This window comes from Spirillospora sp. NPDC127506, from assembly GCF_040302145.1.
Lineage (GTDB): Bacteria > Actinomycetota > Actinomycetes > Streptosporangiales > Streptosporangiaceae > Spirillospora.
Genome location: NZ_JBEORG010000020.1, coordinates 94,785 through 109,004, shown reverse-complemented (window position 1 = coordinate 109,004; position 14,220 = coordinate 94,785). Strand labels below are relative to the sequence as shown.

The 14,220-nt window shown below is 74.4% G+C and carries 14 protein-coding genes; 10 read left to right on the top strand and 4 right to left on the bottom strand.

Annotated features, from left to right (window positions below; genetic code table 11):
- Positions 1-5 precede the first annotated feature (5 nt).
- The 3 genes from ABTW95_RS20235 to ABTW95_RS20225 form a co-directional block, all read right to left on the bottom strand.
- A complete protein-coding gene (locus ABTW95_RS20235) occupies positions 6-1,025 on the bottom strand; it encodes an LLM class F420-dependent oxidoreductase (RefSeq protein WP_500227080.1) in 1,020 nt (339 codons plus the stop codon).
- A gap of 116 nt (positions 1,026-1,141) precedes the next feature.
- On the bottom strand, positions 1,142-1,342 hold the full coding sequence (locus ABTW95_RS20230; RefSeq protein ID WP_500227079.1) for a DUF397 domain-containing protein: 201 nt from the start codon (positions 1,340-1,342) through the stop codon (positions 1,142-1,144).
- The gene (locus ABTW95_RS20225) at positions 1,339-2,184 is read right to left on the bottom strand and encodes a helix-turn-helix domain-containing protein (protein ID WP_500227078.1); all 846 of its coding nucleotides are present in this window, start codon (positions 2,182-2,184) and stop codon (positions 1,339-1,341) included. The genes ABTW95_RS20230 and ABTW95_RS20225 overlap by 4 nt, the downstream gene beginning before the upstream one ends.
- A 229-nt stretch (positions 2,185-2,413) precedes the next feature.
- On the opposite strand from ABTW95_RS20225, the gene ABTW95_RS20220 reads away from it, so the two are divergent.
- A complete protein-coding gene (locus tag ABTW95_RS20220; RefSeq protein ID WP_500227077.1) occupies positions 2,414-3,052 on the top strand; it encodes an ATP-binding protein in 639 nt (212 codons plus the stop codon).
- Here the strand turns inward: ABTW95_RS20220 and ABTW95_RS20215 are convergent.
- Positions 3,049-3,678 carry a TetR/AcrR family transcriptional regulator gene (locus ABTW95_RS20215; RefSeq protein WP_396445112.1) on the bottom strand — a complete coding sequence of 210 codons (630 nt, stop codon included), beginning with the start codon at positions 3,676-3,678 and terminating at the stop codon, positions 3,049-3,051. The genes ABTW95_RS20220 and ABTW95_RS20215 overlap by 4 nt on opposite strands.
- Positions 3,679-3,738: 60 nt before the next feature.
- Between ABTW95_RS20215 and ABTW95_RS20210 the strand changes: the two genes are divergently transcribed.
- The 9 genes from ABTW95_RS20210 (at position 3,739) to ABTW95_RS20170 (ending at position 14,178) form a co-directional block, all read left to right on the top strand.
- On the top strand, positions 3,739-4,371 hold the full coding sequence (locus tag ABTW95_RS20210; protein WP_500227076.1) for a GNAT family N-acetyltransferase: 633 nt from the start codon (positions 3,739-3,741) through the stop codon (positions 4,369-4,371).
- Entirely contained in the window at positions 4,368-4,853 is a 486-nt protein-coding gene (locus ABTW95_RS20205) for a hypothetical protein (protein WP_396445110.1), read from the top strand. The genes ABTW95_RS20210 and ABTW95_RS20205 overlap by 4 nt, the downstream gene beginning before the upstream one ends.
- A 97-nt stretch (positions 4,854-4,950) precedes the next feature.
- The gene (cbiE, locus tag ABTW95_RS20200; protein WP_500227075.1) at positions 4,951-6,225 is read left to right on the top strand and encodes a precorrin-6y C5,15-methyltransferase (decarboxylating) subunit CbiE; all 1,275 of its coding nucleotides are present in this window, start codon (positions 4,951-4,953) and stop codon (positions 6,223-6,225) included.
- Positions 6,226-6,277: 52 nt separating this feature from the next.
- On the top strand, positions 6,278-6,964 hold the full coding sequence (locus ABTW95_RS20195) for a precorrin-8X methylmutase (protein ID WP_500227074.1): 687 nt from the start codon (positions 6,278-6,280) through the stop codon (positions 6,962-6,964).
- The gene (cobC, locus tag ABTW95_RS20190; protein WP_500227073.1) at positions 6,961-7,974 is read left to right on the top strand and encodes an Rv2231c family histidinol phosphate aminotransferase CobC; all 1,014 of its coding nucleotides are present in this window, start codon (positions 6,961-6,963) and stop codon (positions 7,972-7,974) included. Before ABTW95_RS20195 ends, cobC begins: the two co-directional genes overlap by 4 nt.
- Before the next feature lie 60 nt (positions 7,975-8,034).
- Positions 8,035-9,111, top strand: coding sequence for a nicotinate-nucleotide--dimethylbenzimidazole phosphoribosyltransferase (gene cobT, locus ABTW95_RS20185; protein ID WP_396445106.1), 1,077 nt, complete (start codon positions 8,035-8,037; stop codon positions 9,109-9,111).
- A 155-nt stretch (positions 9,112-9,266) separates the two neighbouring features.
- Positions 9,267-10,505 carry a uroporphyrinogen-III C-methyltransferase gene (gene cobA, locus ABTW95_RS20180; RefSeq protein WP_500227072.1) on the top strand — a complete coding sequence of 413 codons (1,239 nt, stop codon included), beginning with the start codon at positions 9,267-9,269 and terminating at the stop codon, positions 10,503-10,505.
- Positions 10,502-12,484: a GTPase family protein gene (locus ABTW95_RS20175; protein WP_500227071.1), complete on the top strand. Its 1,983-nt coding sequence runs from the start codon at positions 10,502-10,504 to the stop codon at positions 12,482-12,484. Before cobA ends, ABTW95_RS20175 begins: the two co-directional genes overlap by 4 nt.
- Positions 12,481-14,178: a GTPase family protein gene (locus ABTW95_RS20170; RefSeq protein ID WP_500227070.1), complete on the top strand. Its 1,698-nt coding sequence runs from the start codon at positions 12,481-12,483 to the stop codon at positions 14,176-14,178. The genes ABTW95_RS20175 and ABTW95_RS20170 overlap by 4 nt, the downstream gene beginning before the upstream one ends.
- Positions 14,179-14,220: the final 42 nt, after the last annotated feature.

The window sequence follows — 14,220 nt, the reverse complement described above, 5'->3', positions numbered from 1 at the left end:
CGATCTCACGAGTCGGCCATGTCCTTGATGGCGCGGAGGGTCGGCTCGTCCCGCACGCCGGCGATCAGCAGGGTCGTGACCGGGCTGTCGCGCCAGAGCTGGAGCCGCTCCTTGATGCGGCCGAGCGGGCCGAGCAGGGAGATGGCGTCGGCCAGCCCGGCCGGCACCGCCTTGATCGCCTCGTCCCGGCGGCCGGACAGGAACAGCTCCTGGACGCGCTCGGCCTCCTCCGCGTAGCCGAGCCGGCCGATCAGGTCGAGGTGGAAGTTGCGGTCCTTGGCGCCCATGCCGCCGATGTAGAAGGCGAGCGGGATCTTGGCGAACTCCAGCGCCGAGTCGACGTCGTCGGTGACGATCGTGGTGACGGTCGCGGCGATCTCGAAGCCGTCCGGCCGGTTCGCGAGCGACGCGCCGAACACCGAGTCGATCTGCCGCGGGTCGACGAACAGCGGCAGCCAGCCCTGCGCCACCTCGGTGGACAGCGCGACGTTCTTCGGGCCCTCCGCGCCGAGGTAGACGGGGATGTCGGGGCGGACGGGGTGCACGATCGACTTCAGCGGCTTGCCGAGGCCGGCGCCGCCCGGGTACGGCAGCGGGTAGTGCGGGCCCTCGCTGGTCACCGGACCCTCGCGGCGCCACACCTGCCGGACGATGTCGAGGTACTCGCGGGTGCGGGCGAGCGGCTTCGGGAACGGCTGCCCGTACCAGCCCTCGACGACCTGCGGGCCCGACGCGCCGAGCCCCAGGATCACCCGGCCGCCGGACAGCGCGTCCAGGGTGAGCGCGTGCATCGCGGTGGCCGCGGGGGTGCGCGCCGACATCTGGACCACGGCCGTGCCGAGCTTGATCCGGGACGTGCGGGCCGCGTACCAGGCAAGCGGGGTGAACGCGTCCGAGCCGTACGCCTCGGCGGTGAACACCGAGTCGTAGCCGCAGCGCTCGGCGGCCAGCACGGTCTCGGTCTGGTCGTCGGGCTCGCGCTGCCAGTAGCCGACGTTGATGCCGAGCTTGAGTTCCGCGGTCACGTTGCACCCTCCGGTTGTCGACGCACCGCGATACTAGAACAGGTTCTAGTTTCCCGGAAGGGCGGGCCGGGCATGCGCGGGGGCCGCGGCGCGGCGCCGCGGCCCCCGGTTCGCCGCTATCCCTCCTTGATCTCGTCCAGCAGGCCCCGCCAGGCGGACGGCGTCAGCACCAGCGCCGGGCCGTTCGGGTCCTTGGAGTCGCGCACCGCGCGGAGGTCGCTGGACAGGGGCGCCACCTCGACGCACTGGTCGCCGCTTCCGCTGCGGGACGACTTGCGCCAGGGGGCACCGGTGAGTTCGCGCTGCAGGTTGGTCACGGGCTGCTCCTTGCTGCCTCGGCTATGAGGTGCGCGGAATCCTCGGGGGACAGTGCGGCCGCCACGATCCGATCGAAGCGGTCCCTATGTTTTGCTATTGCCTCCGTACTCTCAAGGTAAACGTCGCCCATGGTGCCCTCTACGTAGGCGATATCGGGGTCTGCGGGGTCTGGATACGACAATATGGTGAAACGTCCGTCGAGGCCCGCATGCGCCTCTGCTGTAAACGGAAGTACCTGAATCGTCACGTTTGGGCGGGTTTTCGCGGCCTCCGCGAGGGCCTCCAACTGCCCGCGCATCACGTCCGCGCCGCCGATCGGCCGGTGCAGCACCGCCTCGTCGAAGATGACGTGGAACCGGGGCGCGTCGGTGCGGTCCAGCAGCGCCTGCCTGATCTTGCGGGCGGCGATGCGCCGCTCGATGTCCTCCTGGGCGGGCAGCAGCCGGCCCGCCGTGATCACGGCGCGGGAGTACGGCTCGGTCTGCAGCAGCCCGTGGACGAGCTGGGGGTCCCAGGTGCGGATGTGGGACGCCTCGTCCTCCAGCGCGACGTAGCTGCCGGCGAAGACGTCCTGGTAGGCCGTCCACCAGCCGCGCTGGCCGGCCTGCCGGGCGAGGGTGATGAGCGCGTCGCGGTCGGGGCTCGGGACGCCGTAGAGATCGAGGATGTCGGCGATGTCGCCCGGTTTCGGGCGGGTCTGGCTGGTCTCGAGGCGGGAGACGGTGGCTCGCGACCAGTCGAGCCGGTCCGCCACCTCCTGCAGGGTCAGGCCCTGCTCCTCGCGCAGCTTGCGGAGCTCCCGCGCTAGGCGGCGGCCACGGACGGTGGGGCGGTAAGTCATGGGAGTGGAGTCTTGCGACTCTTGACGCGCGTCACAACGCGATTGACGAAGCCCGCAGGAAGGGCTGGGGAATTCCACGAAGACGCTTGCGATCGTGAGAATCTCAGGAGAGTCTTGAATGCGTGACCGTCCGGAGACCGACAGTGACGGGCCGGGCGGCCGCGCACCGGGCACGTAGACCGCGGGAGGACCCGTGAAGAGCACGCCGGCCGATATTGCGGCGGACGCCGTGAGCGACGCGTTGACCGAGACCGATGTGGCGGCCGTGCCCTACGCGGCGGCCGTCCCCCCGGCGGCGCCCGTGCCGGGCGCGGAGGCCCTGCCCGCGGTGGAGGCTCTGCCGGATGCGGAGGCCGTGCCCGGCGCCGATGTCCTGCCGGGCGCCGCGCGGGACGGCGGCCCGGCCGCGGGCGACCGCGCGCCCGCACTGGTGTGGGCCCTGCCGGGCGGCCCGGGCTGCGCCGCCCACGCCCGCCGCCTCCTGCGCGACGCGCTCGCCTCGCTCGGCGCGGCGCCCGACGCGATCGCGGACGCCCAGCTCATGGTGAGCGAGCTGGCGACCAACGCCCACCAGCACGCCGGCGAGCACGGCCCCCACGAGCTGTGGCTCTACCGCGGCGGGGGGCGGGCCCGCGAGGTCCGCTGCGCGGTCTTCGACGCGTTCGCCGACGCCGCGCTGCCCTGCTACTCGTGGACGTCCGGCGACTGCGGCCGGGGGCTCGGCATCGTCCGGGAGCTGTCCGGCGGCCGCTGGGGGCTGCGCCGCACGCTGTCGCGGCTGGGGCCGCCCGTCCGCGGCAAGGCCGTCTGGTTCGCCGTCCCCGGCGTGCCCCCCGGGCGCCAGTCCGGGCGCCAGTCCGGGCGCTAGTCCTTCTCCAGCACCGGTTCCTCTCCGGCGCCGGCCCGCTCCAGGGCGGGGGCGATGTCGCCGACCATCGCCAGCAGCGACCGGGCGAGCAGGGTGTGCACCTGCTCGCGGTCGAGCGTCTTCTCCTGCAGCCACTGCCGCGTCGCCGCGTCCACCAGCCCGGTGTAGACGCGCAGGACGGCCCGCAGCGTCTCGGTCGGCTCCGGAACCCGCAGTATGGCGACCATGTGCTCGACCGCCTCGTCCTTGAACCGGTTGACGATGCGCAGGAGCTCGGGGTCCTGCCCGAAGCCCTCGGCGTCCAGCGCCGCGAACCAGGTCGTCGCGTTCTGCTCGGCGGTGTCGAGGAACACGTTCACCAGCAGCTCGACCGCCTCGGGCTGCGTCAGCCGGTCGTCCGGCGGAGGGACCCGCATCGCCGCGGACGCGGTCAGGCTCTTGACGACCTTGAGGAAGAGCTCGCGCTTGGTCCCGAAGTAGTAGTGGATCAGGCCGCGCTGCACGCCCGTCTCGCGGGCGATCGCGGCCGTGGACACCTCGGCGTAGGGCAGCTCGGTGAACATCCGCCGAGCGACGTCCAGGATCTGGGCACGCCGTTCGTCCGGGGACAGGCGCTGGTAGCTCACCTCGACAGCCTATTCTGTGCGGGCGGCCCGCGCCGTGCGGGCGGCGTGAGGGGAGCGCGCGTGAACGCCTTCGAGGGGACCGTGCGCCTGGTGGGCGAACGGCTCGTCCTCCGCCCGTTCGCGCTGGACGACGCCGGCACGCTGATCGAGGTGATCCGCGCCCGCGAGGACTTCCTGCCGCCCAACTTCCCGACGGTCCTGGAGGCCGAGCCCATCGCCTGGTTCCTGCGGGAGGGCGTCCACAAGGTCCAGCGTTTCGGCCTGGGCGTCCATCTCGCGGTGACAGAGCGGTACACCGGCGACCTCGTCGGCACCATCGGCCTGTTCAAGGTGGACTGGACGCACCTGACCTCCGAGGTCGGCTACGGGATGCGGCCCGCCGCGCGCGGGCGCGGCTACGCCACCGAGGCGCTCCGCCTGGTGTCCGACTGGGCGCTGCGCGATTGCGGGCTCTTCCGGGTGGAACTGCGCGCGATGGTCACCAACCGCGCCTCCGTCCGCGTCGCCGAGAAGGCCGGCTACGTCCGCGAGGGCGTCGCCCGCGGGGCCGAGCGCGACGCGGAGGGGGTCAGCCGCGACATGATCGTTTTCAGCCGGATCGCGACCGATCCGCCGCTTTCCGGCGCGCCGCCCGCCCATCCGGACGGCGCCTCCGCGAGGCTCTACGACGACGAGGAGGGACGGTATCCGTGACCGCTGGTGATCGGACGCTCGTGCTGTACGGGGAGGGCGCGCGCGAGGCCGCCCGCCGGATGCTGCCGAAACTGCCGGACGCGTGCTTCGTCCCGGCGGGGGCGGTCCGCGAGGCGGCCGGGAAGGCGGTGAAGGACGGGGTCGCCCAGCTCGTCCTGGTGGCGGGCATGGCGGAGCAGGTCGCCGTGCTGGGCGGCGCCGCGGGCCTGCTGGAGTCGATCACGCTCGACATGGACCTCGGGGTCGGGCTGGCCGGCGAGGTGTCGCGGGCGGCGACCTTCCAGGAGGTCCGTGCGCTGTGGGAGGCGGCGGGCAGGCTCGGGCCGTGCGGGCGGGAGCTGTGCCGCCGGGCGGCCGGCGAGCTGGAGCGGCTCGCCGCCGAGGCCGCGGGCGCCCCCCGCAGCCCGGTCGCCGTGCAGGTCGTCCTCGTCGACCCGGAGGACGACCGCGTGATCGGCATGTACGGCCGGACGGCCCGATGAGCGCCGTCTTGGTGAGCGTTCTTCCGGCGGGCGGGGGCCGGCCGGTCCCGCGGTCCGGCACGCGCGTGGCGCGGTAGGCGATTGGCAGGGCAGGGCGATGCTCACGGTCGTCGGCTGCGACGGTTCGCCGCTTTCCGAAGCGGCCGAGGCGGCTCTGGAGAGCGCCGCGCTGGTGGTGGGCGAGGCCCGTCTGCTGGAGAGGGCGCCCTTGCCGCCGGACGTTCACCAGATCGCCACGACGGATCCCGTAGAGGCGCTGCAAGGTGTCGATGTCACCGACCAGGACGTCGTCGTCGTTGTGGACGGCGACCCCGGCTACTTCGGCATTGTGCGCGAACTGCTTGAGCGAGGGCACGCGCCGGAGATCGTGCCCGCGGCGCCGCTGGTGGCGCGGGCCTTCGCCCACGCGGGGCTGCCCTGGGAGGACGCTCTGGTCGTCTCCGCCAGGGACGGGCATCTGCGGCAGGCCGTGAACGCGTGCCGGGCCCACCCGAAGGTGGCCGTGCTGACCGGTCCTGGGGCGGGGCCAGCGGAACTGGCGCGCGCCCTGTTCCCGGTCACGCCGCGTTCGTTCGTGGTCTGCGAGGACCTGGGCGGACCCAAGGAGCGGGTCGTGTACGTGCGTCCGGCGGAGGCCACCACGCGCCCGTGGAACGAGCCCGACGTGGTGCTCGTCCTGGACAACCGCCATGCCCTGGGCGAAACGGGCTGGGCCTCGGGGCCTCCGCGCGCGCCCGAGGGATGGGCGCTGCCGGCGGAGGCGTTCGGCGAGGGCCCCGGCCCGCGTCCGGACGTCCGGGCGTTCGCGCTGGCGAAGCTCGGTCCCGGGATCGGCGACATGGTGTGGGACGTGGAGTCCGGCGACGGCTCGGTGGGCATCGAGTGCGCGCGCTTCGGCGCCGCCGTCGTCGCCGTCGAGCGCGACCACGCGACGTGCGAGCGCGTCAGGCAGAACGTGCGGCTGCACGGGGTCAAGGTCGCCATGGCGTCCGGGGACGTCCGGTCGACCGCCGGGCATCTGCCCAGGCCGGACGCGGTGTTCCTCGGGCAGGGCGGGCCGGAGGCCGTGCGGGTGTGCGCCGCGCTCACGCCGGCCCGCATCGTCGCCGTGGCGGCGCCCGCCGAAGCGCAGGCCATACTGGACCTCCTGGACGAGCAGGGCTTCACCCCCGGTGCCGTCCGGCTTCAGGCGACCCGGCTCGACCGGCCGGAGCAGCCAGAGGACCCGGTGATCGTCGTGTGGGGCGAGCGGAACGCCCGGACCCCCGCACCGCGGACGTCACGGACGAGCCGTCCCATCGAGACAATCCCCGCGCCGCCCGGCGAGCCGGACGTACTTCCTGGCCCGGACGTATCTCCCCGCAAGGCGTGAAACCCTGGTAACCCGTCCGGAAGCAAGGATCCGGAGCACTGGAGGAGCGCAGTTGACCGTCCGTCAACCCCACCCGATCGAGGTCCGGTCGTATGAGATCCTGCGGTCCCGCGTCGACCTGTCGCCGATGCCGCCGCTGTGGCGCGCCGTCGCCGAGCGGGTGATCCACGCCACCGCCGACCTGGAGTACGCGGTGGACCTGCTGACCAGTGAGGAGCACCTCCGCCAGGGCTGGGCCGCGCTGCACGGCGGGGCGCCGATCGTCACCGACGAGGGCATGGTCGCGGCCGGGATCACCGCCCGCGAGACGGTCTGCCACGCCGCCGACCCGGCCGCCGGCCGGATGGCTCGCGCCGCCGGCATCACCCGCTCCGCCGCGGCCGTCCGGCTCGCCTACTCCGAGGTCGGTCCTGGCGCGGTCTGGGTGGTCGGCTCCGCCCCCGAGGCGATCTTCGAGATCATCGAGCGCCGGGTGACTCCCGCGCTGGTCGTCGGCATGCCGGTCGGCTTCGTCGGCGCCCGCGAGGCCAAGGAGGCGCTGCGCGCCAGCGGGCTGCCGCAGCTCAGCAACGTCTCGGAGAAGGGCGGCTCCGCGGTCGCGGCGGCGGCCGTCAACGCGCTCCTGTACTACGAGGCGGGACCCGGCGAGACGGGACGCCGCGAACCGGGGCGCTACGAACCGGGCCACCGTGAGGCGGGGCACCACGAGGCGGGGCACCACGAGGCGGGACGCCCATGAACGTCGACCTGCGCCATCACGGGGACGCGGAGGTCGGCGGCGGGCTCGCCGACTTCGCCGTCAACGTCCGGACGGGCACGCCGCCGGAGTGGCTGGCCGAGCGGATCAGGGCGTCCGTCGCGGACCTCGCCGCCTACCCCGACCCGCGCCCGGCGCGCCGGGCGGTCGCGCGGCGGCACGGCAGGTCGGCGGACGAGGTGCTGCTGACCGCCGGCGCCGCGGAGGCGTTCGTGCTGCTCGCGCGGGTCCTCGCGCCGCGCCGCGCGGTGGTCGTGCACCCGCAGTTCACCGAGCCGGAGGCCGCGCTGCGGGCCGCCGGGCACGAGGTGGAGCGGGTGATCCTCAGCAAGGACTTCACCCTCGACCCCGCGCTCGTCCCGGAGGACGCCGACCTCGTCGTGGTCGGCAACCCGACCAATCCCACATCGGTGCTGCACCCGTCCGAGTCCGTCGCCGCGCTCGCCAGGCCCGGCCGGACGGTCGTCGTGGACGAGGCGTTCATGGACGTCGTCCCGGGCGAACCGGAGTCCCTCGCCGGCCGGCTGCCCACCGGGACCGTGGTCATCCGCTCCCTGACCAAGACATGGGGGCTCGCCGGGCTCCGCGCGGGGTACGTCTTGGCCGACCCCCACATGGTGGGGCGGCTCGCGGAAGCGCAGCCGCTCTGGGCGGTGTCCACGCCCGCGCTCGTCGCCATCGAAGCGTGCTGCTCGCCGGAGGCCGTCGCCGAGGCCGAGGCATGGGCGGTCGAACTCGGCGAGGAGCGCGACCGCCTGGCCGCGGAGCTGACCGGACGCGGCCTCTACGTCGTCCCCGAGGCGCGTGCGTCGTTCCTGTGCCTGTGCGTGCCGGACGCCCTCGGCATCAGGGCCCTGCTCAGGCAGCGCGGCTACGCCGTGCGGCGCGGCGACACCTTCCCCGGGCTCGGCTCCGACTGGCTCCGGATCGCCGTGCGCGACCGTCCGTCCAACGACCGGCTCCTGCACGTGCTCCGCGAGCTCGGCATCTGACCCTGGAGCATCTGACCCTGGAGCTCTGACCCTGGAGCATCTGACCCTGGAAAGGACGCTGTGAACCTGATCGACGAGACCATCGCCGCCATCGGCCCGCTGGACGAGGCGGCCATGCGGGACGCCCGCGACCACCAGGCGCGGCTCACCAAGCCGCCGGGGTCCCTCGGCGTCCTGGAGGAGGTGTCGGTCAGGCTCGCCGGGCTGGCCGGGCGGTGCCCGCCGCCGCTGCCCGAGCCCGCCGCCGTGGCCGTGTTCGCCGCCGACCACGGCGTCCACGCCCAGGGCGTCACCCCGTGGCCGCAGGAGGTCACCGCGCAGATGGTGGCCAACTTCCTGGCCGGCGGCGCCGTGGTCAACGCGTTCGCCGCCCAGGTCGGCGCCCGGGTCAGCGTGGTCGACGTCGGCGTCGCCGCCGAGCTGGACGCCGCCCCCGGCCTGCTCCGGCGCAAGATCGCGCCCGGCACCGCGGACATGACCGCCGGACCCGCGATGACCGCCGCGCAGGCCCGCCGCGCCGCCGAGACCGGCATCGAGGTGGCCCGCGAGCTGGCCGCCGAGGGCGCCCGCTGCCTGATCACCGGGGACATGGGGATCGCCAACACCACCGCGTCCGCCGCGCTGATCGCCGCGTTCACCGGCCTGCCGCCGGAGCGGGTCACCGGCCGCGGCACCGGCATCGACGACGCCACGCACGCGCACAAGGTCGAGGTCGTCCGCGCGGCCCTCGCCCGGCACGGGCTCCCGGACGGGTCCGCGCCGCCGCTGGAGGTCCTCGCCGCGGTCGGCGGGCTGGAGCACGCCGCGCTCGCCGGGTTCGTCCTCGGCGCGGCCGCGCTGCGCGTCCCGGTCGTCCTCGACGGGGTGATCGCCGGGGCCGCCGCGCTGGCCGCCGCGGCGCTGTGCCCGGACGCCCTCGGCGGGTGCGTCGCCGGGCACCGCTCGGCCGAGCCCGGCCACGCCGCCGCCGTCGAGGCGCTCGGGCTGCGGCCGCTGGTCGACCTGGAGCTCCGGCTCGGCGAGGGGACCGGCGCGCTGCTGGCGTTGCCGCTGGTCCAGGGGTCGGTGCGGGTCCTGCACGAGGTCGCCACGTTCGACTCGGCGGGCGTCAGCGAGAAGGACGCCGGGCACCCGTAACGGCGTGATCACGGGTTGAGTCACGCTCGGCTATCGAACGAGCGGAGCCCCTCTCCATGAACTCCATATCCCGAGTACCTTTGTTCCACAAAGACACTTGCCGGTCACCGTCGTCCGCAAGCCATCCGCATGCGAACAGCTGAGAGAACCACCACGTGCCCCCGTACCTGCTAGGCCTGCGACTCGCCGGGCGACGCGTCCTCGTCGTCGGCGGGGGCCGGGTCGCCCAGCGGCGCGTCCCCGCGCTGCTGGACGCGGGCGCCGACGTCGCCCTCGTCTCGCCCTCCGTCACCGCCACCCTGGAGGGCCTGGCCGAGCGCGGCCGCATCACCTGGCACCGGCGGCCCTACCGGCGCGGCGACTGCGCGGGCGCCTGGCTCGTCCAGGCCGTCACCGACGACGCCAAGGTCAACGGGGACGTGGTCGCGGAGGCCGACGCCGCGCGCATCTGGGCGGTGCGGGCCGACGACGCCGAGTCGTCCCCGGCCTGGACGCCCGCGAGCGGGCACGCGGGCGACGCGACCGTCGGCGTCCTGCTCGGCGGCGACCCGCGCCGCGCCGCGGGCATCCGCGACGCCGTGGTGGAGGGGCTCCGCGACGGCGGCCTGGAGTCCCGGCACTCCCGGCAGAAGCCCGCCGGCGTCGCGCTCGTCGGCGGCGGCCCCGGCGACCCCGGCCTGATCACCGTGCGCGGGCGGCAGCTGCTCGCCATGGCCGACGTCGTCGTCACCGACCGGCTCGCTCCCGGCGGCCTGCTGGACGAGCTGGCCGCCGACGTCGAGGTGATCGACGCCGCCAAGATCCCCTACGGGCGGACGGTCGCGCAGGACCGCATCAACGAAAGCCTCGTCGAGCACGCGAAGGCCGGGCGCTTCGTCGTCCGGTTGAAGGGCGGCGACCCGTTCGTGTTCGGGCGCGGCGGTGAGGAGGCCCTGTACTGCGCCCGCCACGGCGTCCCGGTCACGGTCGTCCCCGGCATCACCAGCGCCGTCGCCGTGCCGTCCGCCGCGGGCATCCCCGTCACCCACCGGGGGGTGTCGCAGGAGTTCCACGTGATCTCCGCGCACGTCCCGCCCGGCCACCCCGACTCGACCGTCGACTGGGCGGCGCTCGGGCGCGCGAAGGGCACGATCGTCCTGCTCATGGCGGTGGAGCGCATGGCGCTCATCGCATCGGCGCTCATGCGCTATGGTCGATCGTCCGACACCCCGGTGGCCGTGGTACAGGACGGCACGCTCCCCGGCCAGCGCGCGCTGACGGCGACGCTGGACACGGTGGCCGACGAGATGGCCGCCGCCGAGGTCCGGCCCCCGGCGATCGTGGTCGTCGGCGACGTGGTCAACGTGGCACGAGAGATCGACATGATTCGAGCGGACATGGGACGGGATCCGTGACACCCCCGGCAGAGCGAAGCGCGGTCCACGACGAGGAGGCCGCCGGCCAGGGACGCGGGATCGAGGACTCCGCGACGCCCGGCCGGGGCGCCGTGCCCCGGAAGGCCGCGCCCCGGAAGGACGCCGTGCCAGAGAAGGACGCCCCCCAGAGCACCGACACCCCCGAGACCGCCGAGACTCCCGACGCCGCCGAGACTCCCGAGACCGCCGAGAAGCCCGCCGCGTCCGGCAAGGCCAAGGGCGGCCGGCGGCGCGCCCCCCGCACCGGCGCCGCGACCGGCGGCGGGACGGTCCGGCGGGGCGAGCTGATCCGCGCGCTGACCGCGCTGCGCGACCAGCTCGGCTCCTTCGACCTGCTGCTGGACGTGCCCGGCGTCCAGGAGGCCCGCGAGGCCCGCGACGAGCTGCGCGCCCAGCTGGAGGACTACGTCCTCCCGCGCATCCAGGCCGCCGGCGCCCCCATGCTCGTGGTGCTCGGCGGGTCGACCGGCGCCGGCAAGTCCACGCTGGTCAACACGCTCGTCGGGGCGCGGGTGAGCGCCACCGGCGTGCTGCGCCCCACCACCAGCAGCCCCATCCTCGTCTGCCACCCCGACCACACCGAGTGGTTCATGAACGGGCCGATGCTGCCCGGCATGGGGCGCGTCCGCGGCCCCGCGCCCGACGCCATCGCCGGCGACCAGCTCGTCATCATCGGCAGCGACGTCCTGCCGCCCGGCCTCGCCCTGCTCGACAGCCCCGACTTCGACTCGGTCTTCGAAGACCACTACGAGTTCGCGGCCAAGCTGATGGCCGCCGCCGACCTGTGGCTGTGCGTCACCACCGCCGCCCGGTACGCCGACGCGCAGGTCTGGCAGATGCTGCAGCGCGCCAGGGAGAACGGCGCCACGATCGGCGTCGTCCTGTCCCGCGTCCCCGACGGCGCCGGCGAGGAGGTCGTCGAGCACTTCGGCCAGATGCTGGACGAGCACGAGGTCGGCGACGCGCAGCGCTTCACCATCCCCGAGACCCGCATCGAGAACAGCCGGCTTCCCGAGGAGACCGTCGAGGACATCCGCGAATGGCTGATCGGCGTCGCCGAGGACGCCGAGGACCGCGAGATCGTCATCAGCGACACCCTCGCCGCCGTCCTGGACAGCCTCCGCACCCGCGTCCCGGAGGTGGCCCGGCAGGTCGAGGCGCAGGTCGAGCAGCGCGCCGAGCTGGCCCGCGAGGTCGAGGCCGGGTACGGCACCGCGCTCGCCGAGCTGGACGAGGCCACCCGCAACGGCTCGCTGCTGCGCGGCGAGGTGCTCGCCCGCTGGCAGGACTTCGCCGGCACCGGCGACCTGCTGAAGTCGCTGCACGTCCAGCGGTCCCGGCGCGGCCGGGCGGCCGGCCGGCGCGCGGGGCGGCGCAGCCCCGCCCGGGTGCGCGCGCTGAAGGCCGCGCTGCGCAGCGGGCTCGAATCGCTGATCATGTCGTCCGCCGAGCACGGGGCGGAGCAGGTCATCGCGCGGTGGCGCGACCACCCGGCCGGACGCCAGGTCCTCGCCGGGACGGACGCCGACCTCGCGCACGTCTCCCCGGAGCTGTCGCGCCGCGTCACCCGGGCCGTCAGCTCCTGGCAGGACCACGTCCAGGAGCTGATCCGCACCGAGGGCGTCACCAAGCGCTCGGTCGCGAAGCTGGTCTCGTTCGACACCGAGGCGGTCTCCCTCGTCCTGATGATCGGCCTGCTCGGCTACGGCACGTCCGACGTGGCCGTGGAGGGCGGCAACAGCGCCGTCCCGCAGCGGCTGCTGAAGGCGCTGTTCGGCGCCGAGTCGCTGCGCGGCATGGGCGCCAAGGCCCGCGCCGACCTGCGCAGCCGCATCGGGATGCTGTTCGACGAGGAGGCCATCCGGTTCGGGCAGGTGCTCGACTCGGCGGGCATCCCGGACGAGACCGTCCCCGTCCAGCTGTACCAGGCCACCTACAACCTCGAGGTTGCCCGATGACCACCTCGGCCATCCCCGCGAACTCGCCGGCGGGAACCGGCGGGATCCCGACGCTCGGCGAGCCCGCGCCCGCCGCCGTCCCCACCGGCCCGCCCGCGCTGGTCGACCGGCTGAACGCCCTCGACCGGCTCGTGCAGGCCGGCTACGGGCGGCTGGAGCAGCCCGTGCTGGACGACGCCGGCGCGCTGCTCGACCGGGCCGGCCAGCGGCTGCGGCTATCCGGCGACCACACCGTCGTGACCCTCGCCGGCGGCACCGGCAGCGGCAAGTCCTCGCTGTTCAACGCCATCTGCGGGCTCGAACTGTCGCCGACCGGGCTGCGCCGCCCGATGACGTCCCAGGCCCACTCCTGCGTCTGGGGGCTGGACGGCGCCGGGCCGCTGCTCGACTGGCTCGACGTCGACAAGCGGCACCGCTACGCCCGCGCCAGCGCCCTGGACATGGAGCGCGCCGACGCCGGACTGCAGGGCCTCGTGCTGATCGACCTGCCCGACCACGACTCCATCCAGGCCGTGCACCGCGCCGAGGTCGACCGGTTCGTCACGATCGCCGACCTGCTCGTCTGGGTCGTCGACCCGCAGAAGTACGCCGACGCCGCGCTGCACCGCAACTACATCGTCCCGTTCGCCCGGCACACCGGCGTCACCCTGATCGTCCTCAACCAGGTCGACCGGCTCGCCCCGCACGAGATCGACGACTGCGTCGCCGACCTGCGCCGCCTCCTGGAGGCCGAGGGCCTCGCCGACCCGCGGATCGTCACCACCTCCGCCGTCGCCGAGGACGGCGTGACCGGGTTCCGCGACATCCTCGTCGACACCGTCGCCGCCCGCCGCGCCCGCACCGAGCGGCTGTCCGCCGACGTCGACCGGGTCGCCGAGCGCTTCACCGCCTACCGCTTCGACGCCGAGCCGCCCAGCACGGTCGACGAGGCCCACCGCGCCGAGCTGATCCAGGCGCTCACCGACGCGGCCGGCGCGCCCGCCGTCGCCGAGGCCATGGAGAGCGCCTACGAGCTGCGCGCCTCCGACTTCGTCGGCTGGCCCGTCGCCGCGATCGTCGCCCGGCTCCGCTCGGACCCGCTGCGCCGCATGCGCCTCACCGAGCTGCGCGAGGAGCTCCGCAACGCCTTCACCGGCCCGATCGGCGCCCAGCAGGGCGACGTCGACAACGCGCTGCAGAGCGTCACCGAGGGCATCACCCCGCAGCTCCCGACCCACTGGGGGCGCTCCGTCCGCGCGGCGGCCCGCTCCCACGCGACCGAGATCCCCGAGGCGCTCGGCGAGTCGCTGCGGGAGGCCCTGCCCACCTTCAACGCGGTGCCGCGCTGGTGGTGGCTGGTCAAGACCTGGCAGTACTTCCTCGTCCTGGTCGCCGTCCTCAGCGTCGTGTGGATCGGCTTCCTCGTCGCCTTCGGCCTCTTCGGCGACGGCGACTCCGACGGCCTCATCGGCCAGGCGGGCCTGATCCCCTATGTGGCCGTCCTGGTCGTCTGCACCCTGGGGATGGGCTGGCTGACCTCCTCGGCGTGCCGCAACCTGGTGGCCCTGTCGTCCGCCAAACACGGCGAGAAGATGGAGCACCACATGCGCCGGGGCATCGAGCGCGTCGCCTTCCAGAAGGTCATCGAGCCCATCGAGGACGACCTGGACGTCTACGCCCGCTTCCGCCAGGACGTGACCATAGCGCTGGGCTGAGTTATCCACAGTTCCGCGACTCCCGGCGCCGCCCGCCTCCGC

Bases quoted from the DNA above. Each gene is read 5' to 3' on its own strand.
- ABTW95_RS20225 (WP_500227078.1), bottom strand. From the start codon at position 2,184: ATGACTTACCGCCCCACCGTCCGTGGCCGCCGCCTAGCGCGGGAGCTC.
- cbiE (WP_500227075.1), top strand. From the start codon at position 4,951: ATGCTCACGGTCGTCGGCTGCGACGGTTCGCCGCTTTCCGAAGCGGCC.
- cobC (WP_500227073.1), top strand. From the start codon at position 6,961: ATGAACGTCGACCTGCGCCATCACGGGGACGCGGAGGTCGGCGGCGGG.
- ABTW95_RS20170 (WP_500227070.1), top strand. From the start codon at position 12,481: ATGACCACCTCGGCCATCCCCGCGAACTCGCCGGCGGGAACCGGCGGG.